At 54.0% G+C, this 18871-nt stretch carries 19 protein-coding genes and 1 pseudogene; 2 read left to right on the top strand and 18 right to left on the bottom strand.

Going from position 1 to position 18871, the window contains the following annotated elements; genetic code table 11:
- Positions 1-9: 9 nt before the first annotated feature.
- The 8 genes from ACPUC7_RS20560 to hinT all read right to left on the bottom strand — a co-directional run bounded on the left by ACPUC7_RS20560 (position 10) and on the right by hinT (position 6139).
- Positions 10-552: a glycine zipper 2TM domain-containing protein gene (locus ACPUC7_RS20560; protein ID WP_494924286.1), complete on the bottom strand. Its 543-nt coding sequence runs from the start codon at positions 550-552 to the stop codon at positions 10-12.
- Positions 553-839: 287 nt separating this feature from the next.
- Positions 840-2144: an NAD(P)/FAD-dependent oxidoreductase gene (locus ACPUC7_RS20565; protein ID WP_494924287.1), complete on the bottom strand. Its 1305-nt coding sequence runs from the start codon at positions 2142-2144 to the stop codon at positions 840-842.
- Between the two features lie 212 nt (positions 2145-2356).
- Positions 2357-2899: an alpha/beta hydrolase YcfP gene (gene ycfP / locus ACPUC7_RS20570; protein WP_494924288.1), complete on the bottom strand. Its 543-nt coding sequence runs from the start codon at positions 2897-2899 to the stop codon at positions 2357-2359.
- 39 nt (positions 2900-2938) lie between these two features.
- Positions 2939-3982 (bottom strand): beta-N-acetylhexosaminidase, encoded by a 1044-nt coding sequence (gene nagZ / locus ACPUC7_RS20575; RefSeq protein ID WP_494924289.1) that lies wholly within the window; start codon positions 3980-3982, stop codon positions 2939-2941.
- Between the two features lie 14 nt (positions 3983-3996).
- Positions 3997-4812 (bottom strand): thiamine kinase, encoded by an 816-nt coding sequence (gene thiK, locus ACPUC7_RS20580; protein WP_494924308.1) that lies wholly within the window; start codon positions 4810-4812, stop codon positions 3997-3999.
- Positions 4799-5395, bottom strand: coding sequence for a penicillin-binding protein activator LpoB (gene lpoB / locus ACPUC7_RS20585; RefSeq protein ID WP_343553202.1), 597 nt, complete (start codon positions 5393-5395; stop codon positions 4799-4801). The genes thiK and lpoB overlap by 14 nt, the downstream gene beginning before the upstream one ends.
- A gap of 10 nt (positions 5396-5405) precedes the next feature.
- Positions 5406-5771: a YcfL family putative periplasmic lipoprotein gene (locus ACPUC7_RS20590; RefSeq protein ID WP_343553214.1), complete on the bottom strand. Its 366-nt coding sequence runs from the start codon at positions 5769-5771 to the stop codon at positions 5406-5408.
- Between the two features lie 17 nt (positions 5772-5788).
- Positions 5789-6139 carry a purine nucleoside phosphoramidase gene (gene hinT / locus ACPUC7_RS20595; protein ID WP_007885755.1) on the bottom strand — a complete coding sequence of 117 codons (351 nt, stop codon included), beginning with the start codon at positions 6137-6139 and terminating at the stop codon, positions 5789-5791.
- 358 nt (positions 6140-6497) lie between these two features.
- On the opposite strand from hinT, the gene ACPUC7_RS20600 reads away from it, so the two are divergent.
- On the top strand, positions 6498-8102 hold the full coding sequence (locus tag ACPUC7_RS20600) for an MFS transporter (protein WP_494924290.1): 1605 nt from the start codon (positions 6498-6500) through the stop codon (positions 8100-8102).
- The gene (gene bglB / locus ACPUC7_RS20605; protein ID WP_494924291.1) at positions 8099-9238 is read left to right on the top strand and encodes a beta-galactosidase BglB; all 1140 of its coding nucleotides are present in this window, start codon (positions 8099-8101) and stop codon (positions 9236-9238) included. The genes ACPUC7_RS20600 and bglB overlap by 4 nt, the downstream gene beginning before the upstream one ends.
- An 88-nt stretch (positions 9239-9326) precedes the next feature.
- On the opposite strand, the gene ptsG is transcribed toward bglB, so the two are convergent.
- From ptsG to fabD, 10 genes and pseudogenes are all read right to left on the bottom strand, one after another.
- Positions 9327-10760 carry a PTS glucose transporter subunit IIBC gene (gene ptsG / locus ACPUC7_RS20610; RefSeq protein WP_494924292.1) on the bottom strand — a complete coding sequence of 478 codons (1434 nt, stop codon included), beginning with the start codon at positions 10758-10760 and terminating at the stop codon, positions 9327-9329.
- A gap of 287 nt (positions 10761-11047) precedes the next feature.
- Positions 11048-11911, bottom strand: a pseudogene (locus ACPUC7_RS20615) (TatD family hydrolase); the annotation flags it as partial.
- A gap of 47 nt (positions 11912-11958) precedes the next feature.
- Positions 11959-12948: a DNA polymerase III subunit delta' gene (holB, locus tag ACPUC7_RS20620; protein ID WP_494924293.1), complete on the bottom strand. Its 990-nt coding sequence runs from the start codon at positions 12946-12948 to the stop codon at positions 11959-11961.
- A complete protein-coding gene (gene tmk, locus ACPUC7_RS20625; protein WP_494924294.1) occupies positions 12948-13580 on the bottom strand; it encodes a dTMP kinase in 633 nt (210 codons plus the stop codon). Before tmk ends, holB begins: the two co-directional genes overlap by 1 nt.
- The gene (gene mltG, locus ACPUC7_RS20630) at positions 13570-14589 is read right to left on the bottom strand and encodes an endolytic transglycosylase MltG (RefSeq protein ID WP_494924295.1); all 1020 of its coding nucleotides are present in this window, start codon (positions 14587-14589) and stop codon (positions 13570-13572) included. The genes tmk and mltG overlap by 11 nt, the downstream gene beginning before the upstream one ends.
- Positions 14586-15398 (bottom strand): aminodeoxychorismate lyase, encoded by an 813-nt coding sequence (gene pabC / locus ACPUC7_RS20635; protein ID WP_494924296.1) that lies wholly within the window; start codon positions 15396-15398, stop codon positions 14586-14588. Before pabC ends, mltG begins: the two co-directional genes overlap by 4 nt.
- Positions 15399-15469: 71 nt before the next feature.
- The gene (gene fabF / locus ACPUC7_RS20640; RefSeq protein ID WP_494924297.1) at positions 15470-16711 is read right to left on the bottom strand and encodes a beta-ketoacyl-ACP synthase II; all 1242 of its coding nucleotides are present in this window, start codon (positions 16709-16711) and stop codon (positions 15470-15472) included.
- Positions 16712-16797: 86 nt separating this feature from the next.
- The gene (gene acpP / locus ACPUC7_RS20645; protein ID WP_007885774.1) at positions 16798-17034 is read right to left on the bottom strand and encodes an acyl carrier protein; all 237 of its coding nucleotides are present in this window, start codon (positions 17032-17034) and stop codon (positions 16798-16800) included.
- Between the two features lie 153 nt (positions 17035-17187).
- Entirely contained in the window at positions 17188-17922 is a 735-nt protein-coding gene (gene fabG / locus ACPUC7_RS20650; RefSeq protein WP_007885776.1) for a 3-oxoacyl-ACP reductase FabG, read from the bottom strand.
- Positions 17923-17932: 10 nt separating this feature from the next.
- On the bottom strand, positions 17933-18865 hold the full coding sequence (gene fabD, locus ACPUC7_RS20655; RefSeq protein WP_494924298.1) for an ACP S-malonyltransferase: 933 nt from the start codon (positions 18863-18865) through the stop codon (positions 17933-17935).
- Positions 18866-18871 lie beyond the last annotated feature (6 nt).

An 18871-nucleotide genomic window follows, 5' to 3' on the forward strand; every position in this document is an offset into this window, starting at 1 on the left:
TTTGCCCAATTAGGCCTGATTCGAATTCAGGACCAGCTGACCATTACGGTCGAGCGGAATGCGGGTGCCAGGGTCATTTTCCATGCGGATTTTGCCCTGCTGGTCGCCTATTTTATAGGTCACATCATAACCCAGCATTTTTTCCTGCTTGTCGTATACCGTTTTGCAACGCTGCTCGTTGGTGGTGTAAGTGTCTCGATCCTGCATGGCACCCTGCACCTGATTTCCGCCGTAACCACCGGCCAGCGCACCGGCAACGGTAGCAACATCACGACCACGTCCGCCGCCAAACTGGTGGCCCAACACGCCACCGGCAACCGCACCCAACACAGAACCGGCGATGCGGTTTTCATCCTGTACCGCACGACGATGGGTTAGCGTCACATTGCGGCACTCCTGACGCGGCTGCTTGATACTTTCTTTGATCGGCGTGGCCGACAACACTTGTGCATACTGCGGGCCGCGATCAAACACATCCATGCTGGCGACGGCGGCAACGCCTAACGCTGCTGCTACGCCAATACCGATACCCGCTAACATTGATTTATTCACAGGAATATCCTCCTGAAGGTTGTTACCGCGCAATCCTGCCGCTACAAAACCCTGTGTAGCCGAGGCATAACCGGCGTGCGCGCCGCGCCGTGTTCGTTGGTAATAAGTTTTACAGATGGACCGTAATTGCAACATCAGATTAATGGAGGAAACGCAGCGGAAAGGCGTCAGGGCCAGTTTTTAGGAGAGTTCCGAGAGCGGATGAAATGGCGCCGTAACCTTGAGCTGAAACAGGGCTTTTCAGCAGGTTACGGCGCGTCAGGCGGCGTTATCGCGCCGAAGACGGATTAGTGCAGCTTGAGACGTGGACGCAGTACGCGGTTCAAACTGCCGACTAACATCATCAGGCCGGTTTTGAAGTATCCGTGGAGCGCAATCTGGTGCATACGATATAGAGAGATGTAGACAAAACGGGCAATGCGCCCTTCTACCATCATCGAGCCGCGCATCAGGTTGCCCATCAAACTGCCGACGGTGCTAAAGCGTGACAGCGACACCAGCGAACCGTGATCTTTATAGACGTAAGCTTTCAGCGGTTTGCCTTTGCGCTGCGCCAGAATGTTCTCCAGTGCGCGCGACGCCATTTGGTGCGCCGACTGCGCACGCGGTGGCACAAATCCGCCGCCCGGCAAGGCGCAAGACGCACAATCGCCAATCGCGTAGATATCGTCGTCCAGCGTGGTTTGCAGCGTCTCTTTCACCACCAGTTGATTGATGCGGTTGGTTTCCAGACCGCCAATCTCTTTCATAAAATCTGGCGCTTTAATGCCCGCAGCCCACACCATCAAATCAGCATTGATGAATTCGCCGCCTTTGGTGTTGAGGCCGTCTGCGGTGGCGCTGGTAACCATGGTTTGCGTCAACACGCGCACGCCAAGTTTGGTCAGCTCTTGATGCGCCGCAGCAGAAATGCGCGGTGGCAAGGCCGGCAGAATACGCTCACCGGCTTCCACCAGCGTCACGTTCAGCGAGGTGCTATCCAGACCTTTGTAGCCGTAGCTGTGCAGCTGTTTCACTGCGTTATACAGCTCAGCCGACAATTCAACGCCGGTAGCGCCGCCGCCCACGATGGCGATATTCACTTTTTCCAGGCTGCCTTCGCTGGCCGAGAAACGCAGGAACAGGTTGAGCATTTCATTATGGAAACGACGCGCCTGATGCGGATTATCGAGGAAGATGCAGTGATCTTTGACGCCTGGCGTGCCGAAATCATTGGACGCACTGCCCAACGCCACCACCAGACGATCATAAGCCAGTTCACGCTGCGGCACTAACAACACGCCTTCGGCATCGCGAATATCTGCCAACTCAAGGGTTTTGGCTTCACGGTTGATTTGCGTCAGCGATCCCAGCTGGAACTGGAAGCCGTGATTACGCGCATGCGCCAGGTAACTCAGCGCATCGATACCTTCATCCATCGAACCGGTCGCCACTTCATGCAGCAGCGGTTTCCATAAATGGCTGTGGTTGCGATCGACCAAAATTATCTCGGCTTTCTTGCTGCGTCCCAGCTTGTGACCGAGCTGAGTTGCCAGCTCTAAGCCGCCAGCACCACCGCCGATGATAACGATTTTTTCCGTAGATGTAGTCAACAAAGACCCCCTCAAAGTTGTAAACCAATAGTTAATTAATGGTTAATAAAAACCTTAATAAACATAGGGTTGGCGACGTTAAATCGCGAGCTGAGGGCAGAATATCACGGCCTCGGAGACATATCATAAGAAAATTGATGTACATCAATCTTTGCGCTGCATTATCAGAATGTTACACGTTTTGTGCGCCGCATCACGCGGCGCGTTTATCGTTACGCGAGGAGTTTGAAGGCTTTAATGCGTTGCAAATGCGGGGCAATGTTCTTGAATTTATGGCTGGCTTCATCATCCCAAATGATTTCATAGAAAGGCTCAAGCACCGACGCGCTGCGTTGATTGTCCAGCGCTTCATCCTGACGGGAAAGAATGGCAAGGCAGCGATCGCGGTTTTTCTCGCGGAAGTCGCTGACGCACTTAGTGGCGATATCAAGATACTCTTCGGGGCGATCGATCTTGCCTTCCATGTTTTCGAACGGGAACAGGTTGGGATTAAAAATCGCCTGGCGCATGCCGCAGAGAAAACCGATGCGCTCAGCCCAATAACCGCCCAACCCCACGCCACAAATCAGCGGATGTGCATCGTCGCCTTGTTGCAGCAGCTTGTCGCACTCTTTCAGCAGAAACTGCATGTCGTGTTTCGGATGACGGGTGCTGTAACTGACTAATCTGACGTCCGGGTCAATAAATTGCAGTTGCAGCACTTTTTCATGGTTGCCCGGACTGTTGGAATCAAAACCGTGCAGATAGATGATCATGATGTTCCTCAGCGTGGTATGAAATCCGGGCAGCGCGGCTTATCTGCCCGAAGCTTTATGCGCCAGCCAACGCTCTTGCAGTGCGCTGAGTTGACGCTGATTTTGCCGCCAGCGCTCGCTTGCCAGCAGATTTTGACGGGTAAAACGGCCTTGATGGTATAACTGCGTGACGCGCTCTGCCCCGATCGGCGTCAAATTATCTAGCACGCTCACCGCACCAGCGCGTTGATTGCACACCAGGATCATATCGCAACCGGCATTCAGTGATTGCTGCGCGCGCTCGGCATAACCGCCCATCACCGCGGCACCTTCCATCGATAAATCGTCGGAGAAAATCACGCCGTTGAAACCCAGCTCTTTGCGTAGCACGGTTTGCAGCCAATATGGCGAACCGCTGGCTGGCAACGGATCCACCTCAGTATAGATAACGTGCGCGGGCATCACCGCATCCAGCAGCTGCTCATCAATCAGTTGCTTGAAGATCGCCATATCATGCTGACGCAGCGTGGCGGCGTCGCGGTTATCACGCGGCGTCTCTTTGTGTGAATCTGCACTCACTGCACCGTGGCCAGGGAAATGTTTGCCAGTGGTTTTCATGCCTGCTTCGTGCATGCCATTGATAAAGCGACGTGCGACCTGCAAAGCAATCGCCGGATCTTCATGGAATGAGCGATCGCCAATCGCCGCGCTGATATGACCAATATCCAGTACCGGCGCGAAGCTGATGTCGATGTCCATGGCGATCATCTCGGAAGCCATCTGCCAACCGGCCTGCTGCGCCAGTTCACCGGCTTGCGGCAGATCGTGCAGCGCGGCAAAGGATTGCATTGCGGGCAACTGGGTAAAACCGTCACGGAAACGCTGAACGCGACCGCCTTCCTGATCCACCGCCACCACCAGACGATGACGCGACGCCGCACGAATCTGCCGCACCAGCTCCGCCAATTGCTCGACATCGTGGAAGTTGCGCGCAAACAGAATCAGCCCGCCGACCAGCGGATGTTGCAGAATTTCGCGTTCTTCGGCGTCAAGCTCATAGCTTGCGACGTCCAGCATCAGCGGTCCGGGAGTGTTCATGGTCATAATTAAATCCTGAGTTAAAGATCCTGCCAGCTGGCCTGCGCCAACTGTTGTAATGTCTCGTCGTGACTTTGCTCGGCGCGCAGTTGATACCAGCTCGCCATTAAAAGATGCAGCCACGGCTGCCAGCGCTGCATTTGACGCGCCAACTGATGTTCATCAAGATGCGCGCGCTCGGCGTAACCGGCAATCCACGCCGCTCGCGTATCGCCATCAACCGCGCAGACTGCCGCCAGCTCCAGCGCCACATCGCCATCGGCGGCATATTCCCAATCAATCAGGCGTAAACCGGCAGGCGTGGCAATCAGGTTTCCCGCATGCACATCCATATGTAATGGCGCGAGGCGCAGCGGGTGCGGCTCGCCTTGCTGCAACAAGCGCTGCAAACGGCGCTGCCAGCGCCAGTGACGCTGCTGGCACAGTTGCCAATAACGCTGCAACAGCGGCGCCAGACGTAAACGATAGCCGGTGAGCGGCTGCTGATGCAGGCGCTGCAACAGCGCCAAAACGTCTTCGCGCTGCTGATTAAACTGTGCGTTGCTCAGCACATCACCCGGCAGCCAACTTTGCAGCAGCCACGGATCGCGCCACGCCAATGGCTGCGGCCCCACGTCAGCATGCCGCAACTGGCGCAGCACGCGATATTCGCGTTGACGATCGACAAAGGGAATCGGCTGCAGCGGCGCACGACGCGCCAGCAACTCCACGCTTTCACTTCGCACATGCACGCTCTGTCCGCTCAATCCCGGCAGCGCGAAAAAATGACCGGCAGCTTGCGCCGTCGGCCATTGTTGCTGAATCAATTGTTGCAGCTGCGGATCAGGGTTGTGCAACACCGTTTCCTGACCAGATGATTTCGCCGGTCTGCACCAACATCAATTGCATTTGCAGCGTTGGCGCTTTCACATCGCCCTGCGCGTTGCTGTACAACACATATTGCGCGTTGACGTTACGCGCCAGGCCAATCGCTTTGCTGCGCGAATTCAGGCTGTCATCTGGCGATAAGCCCAGCGTTTGCTTGGCCTGCGCCAGCTGTTCTGGGGTGATCAGCGTGAATTTGCCGTTATTCGCCAGCGCGTTCTGAATCGCATCGGTGGCCTTATCGGTTTGCAGCGATCCGTTGGTGCTGTTCTTGATGCGATCCACCAGCAGCACGCTACCCGGATTCACGCCCGATGATTGCACCATCTTGCCTACTAAAGGCTGGACGCTGGCATCCCAGTTGATGGTTTTCAGCTTCGGCGGTTGTGGCACATTTTCCGGCGGCGGCACTGGCTGGGTTGGCGGTTCTACCGGCTGGGTTGGCGTGGTCGGCTGTGTTGGTTCTACCGGTGCCGGCGTTTGTTGTTTCACCACACAACCGGTGAGCATTAGCGCAAATAACAGCGCGCCCGAACGTTTTACACTGCGAATCACAGCTTACTCCTCAAAGATAAAGATAGAGACGCACCTTGCTGGCGGTCGGATTGCCCATTTGTGAGGCGACTTCCACACTGCCATGGGCCGGTACGATTTGGGTTTGCGCTGGCTCTTCTGGCGTGATTTCCAGCCCTTTATCGTCGTACCAATAGAAACGATAGTGCACTTTCACCGGCGTTTCACGCTGGTTGTACAGCACGCTTAAGGCACGTTGCTGGCCGTCACGTTCGGTCAGCGTCGGCTCATCAGTAATGATGCCCGCGGATAATACGGCGGATTCCATCACCAGCGACTGCGAGGTATTGATCATCGGCTTATCACTGCTGCAACCCGCCAGGGTCAACAATAACAAGCCGCTCAGCCATTGACGCATCATCGGTATCGCCTGCGTTAGATAGCCAACATCGGGCCCAGCGGCTGACCGCCAACCAGGTGCATATGAATGTGATAAACCTCCTGCCCGCCGTGGCTATTGCAGTTCATGATCAAGCGGTAGCCATCTTCGGCAATCCCTTCATCACGCGCAATTTTCGCCGCCACGGTGATCATGCGGCCCAGCGCCTGCTCATGTGCGGCTTGCACATCGTTGGCGGTGGGAATCAATACGTTCGGAATAATTAAAATGTGGGTCGGCGCTTTGGGCGCGATATCACGAAAGGCAGTGACCAGTTCGTCCTGATAAACCACGTCAGCGGGGATTTCGCGACGGATGATTTTACTGAAAATGGTTTCTTCAGCCATGGTGCATTTCCTTAAGCCTGAGTTCAGTCAGGCAGTATGCGTGAGGAATTCCATTTCTTTCAACCTCAGGACCACATTTCCTCGATTAAATGCCTGCCTTTGCGCCGTTTTTTTCCACTCGGCAACACATTGTGCAGCGCCTCGCATTTTTAACACCTGATTAACCACAAAAATGAAACGCTGTTTTATAAATTAGAGATATCGCGCCAATTTCTTTGTGATTTTGCCACCGATCCTTAAATCGTTGCGAAATCGCGAAGGTTTGCCGGTCTGAGCCGCCTTATTTTCAATCCAATCCGAGCGAGTTGTACGGAGTGATGAGGGATGTGTTTACCGCCTATTTCAAGGAGAACCTGCCATGCGCTCTCGTAAGATTGGTTTGGGCCATTATCTGGCTTACGGTTCCGGGGATTTCCTCGGCGCGGGCACCACGGCGCTCACTGCCGCCTGGCTGCTCTACTTCTACACCACCTTTTGTGGGCTTTCGCCGATTCAAGCCACCTTCATCTTTGCCGCCGCGCGCGTGCTGGATGCGGTGGTCAGCCCGCTGATGGGTTTCCTGACTGATAACTTCGGCTCGACCTGGCTCGGCAAACGTTTTGGTCGCCGCAAATTCTTTATTCTGCTCGGCATCCCATGCGTATTCAGTTACAGCCTGATGTGGGTTGGCGACATGAGTTTCTGGTGGTATCTGCTGACCTATCTGCTGTTCGATATGGTCTACACCATGATTCTGGTGCCGTACGAAACACTGGTGCCAGAGATGACCGATGATTTCAAACAGAAAACCCGCTTCTCCGGCGCGCGCATCGGCCTGGCACAACTTTCAGCGATTCTGGCGGCTTTCCTGCCTGGCGTGTTAATTGGCTGGTTTGGCAAAGACAATCCCATCTCCTTTTTCTACGCCAGCCTGGTGTTCTCCGTGATTTGCGCGCTGGTACTAACGCTGGTGTGGCTGTTTACCTGGGAACGCGATCCGGACGATTTTTCAGCCGAATCGCGTCGTGCTGAGCAAGAAAAATCACAGCTCACGCTGCTGCAAAGTCTCAAACGTCTGTATACCGAATTGGCCTCCACGCTGCGGATTCGTATCTTCCGTCAGCATTTGGGCATGTACCTCGGCGGCTACATCGCGCAGGACGTGTTCAACGCCGTCTTCACCTGGTATGTGGTGTTTGTGTTGATGCAAAGCGCGCAAATCGCCTCAAATCTGATGGGCACTATGGCGGTGATGCAGTTTATTGCGGTGATGGCGATGATCCCGCTGTGCATTCGCCTTGGTCCGGCGCCCGCCTATCGCATGGTGGTGGTACTGTTTGGGCTTAGCGCCCTCTCCTACGCTGGATTGTGGTACACCGGCATGAATGACAACTTCGCACTGCTGGTGCTGATTTCCGCTTTCGCCGGTTTGGGTCGCGGCGGCATTAATTATGTGCCGTGGAATACGTACACCTATATCGCCGATGTGGATGAGGTGATCACCGGGCAACGCCGCGAAGGCATTTTCGCCGGCATCATGACGTTGACGCGCAAAGCCTCGCAGGCAGGTGCGGTGATGTTCGTCGGCATCGTATTGCAACTGGCCGGATTTTCTTCTGGCCATGCGACGCAAGCGCCTGCTGTCGGTCATACCATTTTGGCGATTCTCAGCGTCGGCACTCTTTGCGTACTGACCTGCGGCTTTATCATTTCCCTGCGCTTTAAGCTCAACCTGCAAACCCACACCGTGCTGCGTGAAGAGACGCTGAAGATGCGTGCCGCTGGACACGTGGTGCCGGAACAGATTACGCCGCAGGCGCGTGAAATCGTCGAAACCCTGGCGGGCATGCCGTATGAAAATTTGTGGGGCAATAACAACGTTGGCTATCTCAACCGCCACAAACCTGCCGCATCACCGTTACCGCGCCAGCCGCGCGTTTTAGCCTCTATCCCAACTTTGATCAATCACAGGAATGAACCATGACTGTATTTCCCGTAAAACACAGCGCGCTGTTGCGCCAGCCGGAATATCTGCTGCCACGCGCTGAGCTGGTACAACTGATTCAACGTGTAACCGACAATCTGGTGAATATTACCGATCACAGCGGCGAATTTTTGCTGCGACTGGATGATGGTCGGGTGATTGATACCAAGGGCTGGCACGGCTGGGAGTGGACGCACGGCATCGGCTTGTACGGCATGTTGCATTACTATCAGCAGACCGGCGATCAGGCGACGTTGAAGATTATTGATGATTGGTTCAAAGCGCGGCTAGCAGAAGGTACGCCCACCAAGAACGTCAATACGGTTTGTCCATTCCTGACGCTGGCTTATCGTTATGAAGAAACGCGCAATGCTGCATGGCGCCCGGTGCTGGAACGTTGGGCTGAATGGGTGATGTATGAGATGCCGCGTACCGAGCAAGGCGGCTTACAGCATATCGTTTATAACAACGAGAACACCCAGCAGTTGTGGGACGATACGTTGATGATGAGCGTGATGGCGCTGGCGAAAATCGGCCAGTTACTGGATCGCCCTGAATTCGTCGAAGAAGCCAGCTATCAGTTCCTGATTCACACCCAATACCTGATGGATCGCCAAACTGGCCTTTGGTTCCACGGCTGGACTTTTGAAGGACGCCACAATTTTGCCAATGCGCGTTGGGCGCGCGGCAACAGTTGGTTGACGATTGTGATCCCCGACTTCCTCGAAATGATGAATTGGCCGGAACAACACGCCACGCGGCGCTTCCTGCAACAAGTGTTAGCAAGCCAGGTTAAGGCTTTGAGTACCTGCCAGCACAGCAGCGGTTTGTGGCACACCTTGCTCGATGATCCCAATAGTTACCCGGAAGCCTCGGCAACGGCCGGTTTTGCCTACGGGATTTTGAAAGCGGTACGCAAACATTATTTGCCCGCTGAATATCTGCCGATGGCAGAGAAAGCGTTACGCGGTGTGATTGGCAATATCGATCAGCAAGGTGAGTTGAAACAGGTGTCGTTTGGTACCGCGATGGGTAGCGATCTGGAGTATTACCGCCAGGTGCCGCTGACATCAATGCCGTACGGTCAGGCTATGGCGCTGCTGTGTTTGACCGAGTATTTGCGCGTGTATTTATAATGAAAAATGCCCTCAGTTGAGGGCATTTTATTGCACCGATGTAAAAGTGCGATGCAGCGGCGGCAGAGGAGCTGCTCTGCAACCTTAATTACATGCTGCGGATATAGTCGTCCATTTCCGTTTTCAGGTTATCGGACTTAGTACCGAAGATCGCCTGCACACCGGAACCCGCGACCACTACGCCACGTGCGCCCAGGCTCTTCAGTTCCGCCTGATCCACTTTCGCCACATCCGCCACGCTCACACGCAGACGCGTAATACAGGCGTCAAGGTTGGTGATGTTCTCTTTGCCACCAAATGCGGTGACCAGTTTGCCCGCCATTTCGCTGCCGGTTGCACTGCTTTGCTCCATTGCGGTGTCCTCACGACCTGGCGTTTTCAGGTTCAGTTTTACAATCAGGAAACGGAATACGCTGTAATAAATCAGGCCGTAGATAACCCCGACCACCGGGAACAGCCAGATTTTGCTGCTGTTGCCGCTCAGCACGATAAAGTCGATCAAACCGTGTGAGAAGCTGGTGCCATCACGCATGCCCAACAGAATACAGATTGGGAATGCCAGGCCAGCCAGAATGGCGTGGATCACATACAGAATCGGTGCCACGAACATGAAGGAGAACTCGATCGGCTCGGTAATACCGGTCAGGAACGAGGTCAACGCCGCAGAGATCATGATGCCGCCGACTTTGGCGCGGTTTTCAGGTTTCGCTGAATGCCAGATGGCAATGGCTGCCGCTGGCAAACCGTACATTTTGAACAGGAAGCCGCCCGACAGTTTGCCTGCGGTTGGGTCGCCTGCCATATAGCGTGGAATGTCACCGTGGAACACCTGACCTGCGGCGTTGGTGAATTCACCAATCTGCATCTGGAAAGGTACGTTCCAGATGTGATGCAGACCAAACGGCACCAGCGAACGCTCAATCAGGCCATACAGACCAAAGGCTACAACCGGGTTCTGATAGGCAGCCCATTGTGAGAAGTCCTGAATCGCGGTACCGATTGGTGGCCAGATGAACGACAGCACTACACCGGTGAAGATCGCCGTCAGACCCGAGATGATTGGTACAAAACGCTTACCGGCAAAGAAGCCAAGATACTCAGGCAGTTTGATGCGGTAGAAGCGATTAAACATGTACGCCGCGATTGAACCGGCGATAATCCCGCCGAGTACCCCGGTATCTGCCAGATGTTTGGCTTCGATTTCCGCAGGCGGTAAATGCAGTACCAATGGTGCAACGACTGCCATGGTTTTCACCATGATGCCGTAAGCCACCACCGCTGCCAGCGCCGAGACGCCGTCGTTATTAGTGAAACCCAATGCCACACCGATGGCAAAAATCAGCGGCATATTGGCGAACACTGAACCACCCGCCTCCGCCATGACGTGAGAAACCACCGCCGGCAGCCAGCTAAAGTTTGCAGAACCAACACCTAACAAAATACCGGCAATCGGCAGAACCGATACCGGCAACATCAGCGATTTACCCACTTTCTGTAGGTTCGCAAATGCGTTCTTGAACATAGAAACTCCTGAGTATGAGTGCAATTTTTAGCGCGGTGCGCATGGCTCAGGGGGAGGATCCTTCGCCGGGTGACGCTGAGCGTCTTTTGATTTATTACGAAGAGTAAAATAAATCGCTAAATGTTAAATTGACGGCCATCACATTTCGTTAAGGAAGCACTTGTGATTTCAGTCATTTCTTACTGACTTGGTGTAATAAACAGCAATAAAACACTGCCTGCGCCGGTTAAGGCACAGTGCAGTGGGTCAATTTCTGATTAATTACAGAGTTTGAAATAAAGCGGTTAGCCGCCGAGACGGCTCATCGGAATGTGGAACAGGCGGGAGAAGTTTTCAGTGGTCACAGCAGCCAGCGTTTCGATATCAACGCCTTTCAATACCGCCATGTAATCGGCGACATCACGGGTAAACGCCGGTTGGTTCTCTTTGCCGCGATGCGGTACTGGCGCCAAATATGGCGAATCGGTTTCCACCAACATACGATCCAGTGGCACATAGCGCGCGGCGTCACGGATCTGCTCAGCATTGCGGAAAGTCAAAATGCCGGAAAACGAGATGTAGAACCCTAAGTCGAGCAACTTAGCTGCGGTTTCTTTATCTTCGGTAAAACAGTGCAGCACACCGCCGCATTTTTCCACCTGCTCTTCACGCAGAATTGCCAGCGTATCGTCGCGCGCGTCGCGAGTGTGCACGATGATCGGTTTATTTAGGGCGATGCCGGTACGGATATGCTCGCGGAAAGAAGCTTGTTGCTGCGCCTTGGTTTCCTGCTGATAAAAGTAATCCAGCCCGGTTTCACCCAACGCCACAACGCGCTCTTCCGCAGCCAGGCGGCGGAACTCTTCAACATCGTATGGCGCTTCCTGGTTGAGCGGATGGACACCGCAAGCGAGCGCCACGTTGTCGCGATCGCCGACCNCGCTCTTCCGCAGCCAGGCGGCGGAACTCTTCAACATCGTATGGCGCTTCCTGGTTGAGCGGATGGACACCGCAAGCGAGCGCCACGTTGTCGCGATCGCCGACCAATTGTTTGATTTTGTAGTAATCAGGCAAGGTTGTGGCGATCGCCAGCATAAACTTCACATCGCGCGCCGCGGCCTTGGCGATCACATCATCCAAATCACGATGGTGTTTTTCATAGTCGAGGCCATCAAGGTGGCAGTGCGAATCCACAATAAACATACTTATCTCTTTAGGCTTAGCCGATTGTCGCGGGCGTGAGCAAACGTTCCCAGGCGAGTAAACAATCGGTCAGAATTAATTCTCGGTTCAATGACGCGACTTGCAACAGCCGATCGCGGCACTGCATCCATTGTTGTGCGCAGCTATTCAGTGCGCTGCTATTCAGCTGTTGTGCCAGCTGATTGACCACATCGGGACGATCGCCATTGCTTAACCACTGACTTGCGCCCTGCTGCACTTTCATTGCATCCACCAGCAATGAAATCAGCCAGCTTAGGCGCTCGGCGGCATCGTCACTGTTCAACGCGGGAAGTAGTTGCAGCACATCGCCATTGAGGGCTTTTAACAGCGTTTCACACAGAGTTTCACGTGCCTGCCAGCGCTCAGGCTGTAACAACGTTAAGGCCGCCGCAGGAGCGCCATTACTCAGACGTAACGCAGCGCGCAGTTTCATTTCCGGCTGTGGCTGCTGTTTTTGCAACCAATGCAGACTGTGTGCCTCTTCCGGCGGCGATAAATGCCAGGTCATGCAGCGGCTGCGCAGCGTTGCCAGCAAGCGCGAGGGTTCACGCACGCTGAGGAAAAACCAGCAGTTGGCGGGTGGCTCTTCCAGCGTTTTCAACAGCGCATTAGCCGCAGCTTCGGTGAGCTGCGCCGCATCGGGCAACCAGACGATTTTCGCGCCACCTTGCTGAGCAAAGTGATAGAGCTTTTCAGTCACATCACGAACAGCATCAATACCAAGCGACGCTTTGCCCTTCTCGGCTTCGAGGCGATACCAATCGGGATGAGTTTGCGCTTGCATCAGTTGGCAACCGTGGCAATGCCCGCAACTCTTTAATCCATCGGGTTGCAAACACATTAACCAACGGCTCACGCCCCAAATCAACGCGTCATCGCCCATGCCGGCAATCGCCTGTACTAATAAGGCGTGATGCGCCTGGCCGCTTTGGTGGCGGGCAATAATCTGCCGATATGGCTGATTTAGCCACGGATACCAATTCATTATGATTGACCTGCCAGCCAGTTACGTAGCGTTGATTTAAGTGACAACGTCACCTCATCAATATTTTGTGTGGCATCAATGGTAATAATGGCAGAATCTTGTGCCGCCAGGGCCAGATAGCGTTCACGTGTACGCTCAAAGAAACGCAGTGATTCCTGCTCAATGCGATCCAACTCGCCGCGAGCACGCGCACGTTGCAGACCAATCTCCGGCGTGACGTCAAGATAAAGCGTGAGATCAGGACGAAAATCGCCTAGCACCGCATCACGCAATGTAGTCATCAGCGTGGTATCCAAACCTCGTCCGCCGCCTTGATAAGCTTGCGAAGAGAGATCATGTCGATCGCCCACCACCCACGCACCACGCGCTAAAGCTGGTTTTATCACGTTCTCAACCAGTTGTATCCGCGCCGCATACAGCATCAGCAATTCGGCTTTATCGGTAACCTGTTCGCCCTCAATGCCTTGCTTGACCAGAACACGTAGTTTCTCGGCCAGCGGTGTACCGCCAGGTTCGCGGGTGAAAACCACATCATGAATACCCTGCTCATTGAGCACGGCAACCAGCGCATCGCGCGCGGTGGTTTTGCCTGCGCCTTCCAGGCCTTCAATGACGATAAACTTACTTTTCATTTTTTTCCTTCATTGCCAGCCGATAGACCTGTACGGCTTTGTTGTGGCTGGCGAGATTGGTGGTAAAGGTGTGTCCACCTTTGCCGTCCGCGACAAAATAGAGGTAATTGGTTTTTTCCGGATGCGCGGCAGCTTCCAACGATGCGCGGCTCGGCATCGCAATCGGGCCCGGCGGCAAACCGCTAATAGTGTAGGTATTGTAATCGGTCGGCGTTTCGAGATTCTTACGCGTAATGGTACCGGTGTAACTATCACCCATACCGTAAATTACCGTTGGATCGGTTTGCAGTTTCATGCCGGTACGTAGGCGGTTGATGAATACCGACGCCACGCGCGCACGTTCTTCACTCACGCCGGTTTCTTTCTCAATGATTGACGCCATGGTGAGCAGATCCTGCTCTTTTTTATAAGGCAGATTCTCCATGCGCCCCTGCCAAATCTCATCGACCAGCTTTTTCATACGCGTATGCGCACGCTCGAGTACTGCAACATCGCTGGTGTTGGCGGTGTAGAGATAGGTATCAGGATAGAAACTGCCTTCCAGTTCATTTACGTCCAGCTTGAGCGCGGCGGCGAGCGTGGCAAATTGATCATCGGTCAACGTGTGCTTCATATACGGCGCTTTACGTAGCTCTTCGAGCCACTCTTTCAACCGAGAACCCTCGATAAAACGCACCGGGAATTGTGCTTCTTTGCCGCTCGCCAGCAATTGCAGCAACTGGCGTACCGTCATGTTGGACTCCAGCCGATAAGTGCCGGCTTTGAAACGCGCCAGTTCTGGCTCCAGTTTCAGCAACGGGCCAAACCAGATACTTTTTGGAATGATGTGCTGGCTTTCCAGTTGTGCTTCCAACACTACGCGACCGCTACCGGCTGGCAGCGTATAAATGGTTTCTTGCTGGATGGTTAACGGCGTATCGGCTAAACGTTCGATCTGCCAATAGCTAAAGGCGGCACCAAGGCCGGCAATCGCCACTACACTGGCGAGAATTTTTTTCATTCGAGTCATGATGCTTCCATCTTCAGGCAACTGGCGCGCAGTTGCTGGTACAGCGAGCGAGCGGTGAACGTCACATCGTCAATTTGGCGTACGGGTAAAACTGGCATCAGCGCATTGCAAATCACCACTTCATCGGCGTTGATTATAGCGTCCCGCTTTGCTTCAACCAGATGACAAGTCTGGCCAAATGCAGCCATCTGTGCCATCAGATAACGGCGCATAATGCCATCAACACCCGCCTGTTCAAGGCGTGGCGTGTAAATTTCATCGCCGTTGCGCCAGAATAAATTGGCCGCACAGCATTCCACCACCGTCCCTTCAGTGTCAAGCACCAGCGCCTCATCGCCGCCCGTCTGGTCAAGATGCTGGCGGATCAACACTTGTTCCAGCCGATTAAGATGCTTGACGCCTGCCAGCAATGGATTGCGCGCCAGACGAATCGGGCTGGTTTGTAGCAGTGCGCCCTGCTGTTGCAACGTGGCGTAATGTTGCGGCCAAGCCGAAAGCGCCATAATACGCGTGGGAGAATCACAGCCTGCGCGGCTATATCCTCGCCCGCCAGCGCCCGGCGTGAGAATCACTTTTAACACCGCCTGATCTTGCCCGCTGGCGGCGTGACGCATTTCAGCTTCAAGCTGTTGCAGGTCTGTCACCGGCATGAAGAGGCGCTCGCAACCCTCTTTGAGCCGTTGCAGATGGGCGTGGAGCAGCAGCACATTGCCGTTGCGTACCGCAGCGGTAGTAAAACAGCCATCACCAAATTGCACCGCGCGATCGCGTGCTGAAAGCTCGGTTTGCAGTTGACCGTTTATCCACATGTTGCCGATCCCATTCCACGTTAGATAGAAAAAAGGCCCGCATTGCGGGCCTCGATATGGCTAAGTAGCGATTAGACCTTACGGAAGATCAGCGAGCCGTTAGTGCCGCCAAATCCAAAGGAGTTACACAAGGTGTACTCCAGTCCGCTGACCTGACGCGCCGTATTTGGCACGAAATCAAGGTCACAACCTTCGTCTGGATTGTCGAGGTTGATGGTTGGTGGAATCGCCTGGTCACGCAGCGCCAGAATCGAATAAATCGCTTCTACTGCGCCCGCCGCGCCCAACAAGTGGCCAGTCATCGATTTGGTGGAACTCACCATCACGCTGTTGGCTGCCGCACCAAACACCGATTTCACCGCCTGCGCTTCCGCTTTGTCACCGGCTGGCGTCGAAGTGCCGTGCGCGTTGACATAACCGATTTGCTCCGCATTCAACTGCGCATCACGCAAGGCGTTAACCATTGCCGCTGCTGCACCTGAACCGTCTTCTGGAGGTGACGTCATGTGATAGGCATCGCTGCTCATGCCAAAACCAATGATTTCAGCATAAATCTTCGCACCGCGTTTCTTCGCGTGTTCGTACTCTTCCAGTACGATAATGCCTGCACCGTCACCCAACACGAAACCGTCACGATCTTTATCCCACGGACGGCTTGCCGCCTGAGGATTGTCGTTACGCGTGGAGAGCGCGCGCGCAGCACCAAATCCACCCACGCCCAATGGCGTACTGGCTTTCTCTGCACCACCTGCCAACATCACATCCGCATCGTTGTACGCGATGATACGCGCAGCATGGCCGATGTTATGCACACCAGAAGTACATGCCGTGGCGATTGAGATGCTTGGGCCTTTCAGGCCGTACATGATGGTGAGATGTCCTGCCACCATGTTAACGATGGTAGAAGGCACAAAGAATGGGCTGATTTTGCGCGGTCCACCGTTGACCAGCGAGCTGTGGTTATCTTCGATTAAACCCAGTCCGCCAATGCCAGAACCGATTGCCGCACCAATGCGACCAGCATTCTCTTCGGTTACAACCAGACCTGAGTCTGCCATAGCCTGAATGCCAGCAACGATGCCGTATTGGATGAAGTCATCCATCTTGCGCTGATCTTTGCGCGAGATGAAATCATCGCAATTGAAATCTCTTACTAAGCCCGCAAAACGTGTTGCGTAGGCACTAGTATCAAAATGGTCGATTAAGCTGATGCCGCTCTGACCGGCAAGGAGAGCACTCCAGGTAGACTCTACGGTATTGCCGACAGGAGACAACATGCCAAGACCAGTCACAACTACACGACGCTTAGACACGTACGTCCTCCAGGGAGGGAAAAAATAACGCTATGTGGGGCAAACATAAAACTCAGGCGGTCGAGGTGACCGCCTGAAGATATTCATTAGCCTTGATGGCTATTGATGTAATCGATCGCTGCCTGAACGGTAGTGATTTTCTCAGCTTCTTCGTCTGGAATTTCAGTATCAAACTCTTCTTCCAGAGCCATTACCAGCTCAACGGTGTCAAGAGAATCTGCACCAAGGTCTTCAACGAAAGAAGCAGTGTTAATCACTTCGTCTTCTTTAACACCCAGCTGCTCAGCTACGATTTTCTTAACGCGTTGTTCGATATCGCTCATACTATTTAATTTCCTATCAAAACTCGCTTTCGCGATGGTTTTCGTAGTGTATAAAATGTTGAAAAAGATGCAACAAAATCCCGGCTGGTCGAACCACGATTTTGCGTTATTCTGCGGTGTTTACCGCAGATAAAGCAAATGTTTTCGTGATTATCAGACCATGTACATGCCGCCATTGACATGAAGCGTCTCACCTGTGATGTAGGCTGCTTCGTCAGAGGCTAAGAATGCAACAGCATTGGCAATTTCCTGCGGGTCGCCTAAACGACCTGCTGGCACTTCTGCCAAAATACCCGAACGTTGATCTTCGTTCAGTGCACGCGTCATATCCGTCTCAATAAAGCCCGGTGCTACGACGTTTACAGTAATGCCACGTGACGCAATTTCTCGCGCCAGTGATTTGCTAAAGCCAATCAAACCTGCTTTTGCTGCCGCATAGTTTGCCTGACCCGCGTTACCCATGGTTCCAACTACAGAACCGATGGTAATGATACGGCCCACGCGTTTTTTCATCATGGCACGCATAACCGCCTTAGAAAGACGGAAGACCGATGTCAGGTTGGTATCGAGGATATCCGCCCACTCATCGTCTTTCATGCGCATCAACAGATTGTCACGCGTAATGCCTGCATTATTGACTAAAATGTCCACTTCGCCAAATTCGGCGCGAACTTGTTCGAGGACGCTCTCAATTGAGGCGGCATCGGTGACGTTCAGCAGCAGGCCTTTGCCCTTGTCACCGAGGTAAGCACTGATTGCTTCCGCACCGCTTGCACTGGTGGCCGTTCCGACCACTTTAGCACCGCGCGCAGCCAGCGTTTCCGCGATGGCACGACCGATACCACGGCTTGCACCGGTAACCAGCGCTACTTTACCTTCAAAGCTCATGTTTTTCCTCTTATTCCTGTGTAAGTGCTGCGCTCAGTGAAGCAGAGTCGTTCACGGCAGCAGCACTCAGGCTATCCACAATACGTTTGGTCAGACCGGTCAGGACTTTACCTGGACCGATCTCCAGCAACTGTTCAACGCCCTGCGCCGCAAGAAACTCGACCGATTCGGTCCAGCGAACGGGGCTATACAGCTGACGTACCAGCGCACTGCGAATCGCAGCGCCATCGGTTTCGCATTTCACGTCAACGTTATTCACCACCGGCACGGCTGGCGCGTTAAACGTAATATTTTCCAGCGCAACCGCCAGTTTATCGGCCGCTGGCTTCATCAATGCACAGTGTGATGGGACGCTCACTGGCAACGGCAGCGCACGTTTAGCACCCGCGGCTTTGCACGCTGCGCCGGCACGTTCAACCGCTTCTTTATTACCGGCGATAACCACCTGGCCTGGCGAGTTGAAGTTAACCGGTGAAACCACCTGGCCTTGTGCGCTCTCTTCACAGGCTTTACGGATTGACGCATCGTCAAGACCGATAATCGCCTGCATCGCGCCAGTACCTTCTGGCACCGCTTCCTGCATCAATTTGCCGCGCAGTTCGACCAATTTGATCGCATCAGCAAAATTCAGTACGCCAGCACATACCAGCGCGGAATATTCACCCAAGCTGTGGCCCGCCATCATCGTTGGCTGCGGCGCATTTTTGCTTTGCAATACGCGATAGATCGCGACAGAAGCCGCCAACAATGCTGGCTGCGTTTGCCAGGTTTTGTTCAGCTCTTCAGCCGGTCCTTGTTGAACCAACTGCCATAAGTCATAGCCCAGTGTGTCTGAAGCCTCTCGAAAAGTGGCTTCAACCTGCGGGTTTTCCGCAGCCAGTTCGGCAAGCATACCGACGGTCTGCGATCCCTGTCCCGGGAAAACAAATGCAAATTGCGTCATCTACTG

This window comes from Pantoea sp. CFCC18179 (assembly GCF_059412405.1).